Source organism: Streptomyces sp. NPDC030820 (genome assembly GCF_055572075.1).
Genome location: NZ_JBVIEB010000045.1, coordinates 1 through 1489, shown reverse-complemented (window position 1 = coordinate 1489; position 1489 = coordinate 1). Strand labels below are relative to the sequence as shown.

The window sequence follows — 1489 nt, the reverse complement described above, 5'->3', positions numbered from 1 at the left end:
GAGCGGCCCTCGGGCGTCTCGTCGGCCAGCGAGGACAGCTGGGCCGCGTCGGCGACCTCGGCCTCGGTGGTGCCCTTGACCGGGACGAACTCGGCGGCCTGCCGGTTGCCGAGGGTGATGGTGCCGGTCTTGTCCAGCAGCAGGGTGGAGACGTCACCGGCGGCCTCGACCGCGCGGCCCGACATGGCGAGCACATTGCGCTGCACCAGCCGGTCCATGCCGGCGATGCCGATCGCGGACAGCAGGGCGCCGATCGTGGTCGGGATCAGACAGACCAGCAGGGCCACCAGCACGACCATGGTCAGGTGCGTGCCCGCGTAGTCCGCGAACGGCGGCAGCGTGGCACAGGCCAGCAGGAAGACGATGGTCAGCGAGGCGAGCAGGATGTTCAGCGCGATCTCGTTGGGCGTCTTCTGCCGGGCCGCGCCCTCGACCAGGTTGATCATCCGGTCGATGAAGGTCTCGCCCGGCTTCGTCGTGATCTTGATGACGATCCGGTCGGACAGCACCTTCGTACCGCCCGTGACGGCGCTGCGGTCACCGCCGGACTCCCGGATGACCGGGGCGGACTCGCCGGTGATGGCCGACTCGTCGACCGAGGCGACACCCTCGACGACATCGCCGTCGCCGGGGATGACGTCACCGGCCTCGCAGACCACCAGGTCGCCGACGGTCAGCGCGGTGCCCGGGACCTGCTCCTCGGAGCCGTCCTTGAGCAGCCGCCGGGCCACGGTGTCGGTCTTGGCCTTGCGCAGGGTGTCCGCCTGCGCCTTGCCGCGGCCCTCGGCGACCGCCTCCGCCAGGTTGGCGAAGACCACCGTCAGCCACAGCCAGGCGCTGATGGTCCAGCCGAACCAGTCGGCCGGGTCCTTGACGGAGAACACCGTGGTGAGCACGGAGCCGATCCACACCACGAACATCACGGGCGACTTGACCATCACCCGCGGGTCGAGCTTGCGGAACGCGTCCGGCAACGACTTGACCAGCGCCTTGGGGTCGAAGAGGCCCGCGCCGACACGGCCCTCGGCCGGCTTGTGCCCGGTGGGGACGTCGCTGTGCGGCGCCCTGGTGGGGGTGGCTGTGGACATGGAGTCCTCTGACTTCTCTGTGCGGGTGGTCATCACGCCAGTCCTTCCGCGAGCGGGCCCAGCGCGAGGGCAGGGAAGTACGTGAGACCGGTGATGATCAGGATCGCGCCCACCAGCAGACCGGTGAACAGCGGCTTCTCGGTGCGCAGCGTGCCGGCGGTGACCGGGATGGGCTTCTGCTCGGCGAGCGAGCCGGCCAGCGCCAGCACGAACACCATCGGCAGGAAGCGCCCCAGCAGCATGGCGAGCCCGGTCATGGTGTTGAACCAGTCGGTGTTCGCGTTCAGACCGGCGAAGGCCGAACCGTTGTTGTTCGAGGCCGACGTGAACGCGTACAGCACCTCGGAGAACCCGTGCGCACCGGAGTTGAGCATCGAGTGCGGCGGGGTCGGCAGAGCCAT

Annotated in this window: 2 protein-coding genes; both read right to left on the bottom strand. The window is 69.6% G+C overall.

Annotated elements, in window-relative coordinates:
• On the bottom strand, positions 1-1088 hold a 1088-nt coding region (locus tag ACZ418_RS42865), incomplete at its 3' end, for an HAD-IC family P-type ATPase (RefSeq protein WP_468374309.1).
• Positions 1089-1120: 32 nt separating this feature from the next.
• Positions 1121-1489 (bottom strand): potassium-transporting ATPase subunit KdpA (locus tag ACZ418_RS42860; RefSeq protein ID WP_468374306.1); only part of this gene is annotated, 369 nt, incomplete at its 5' end.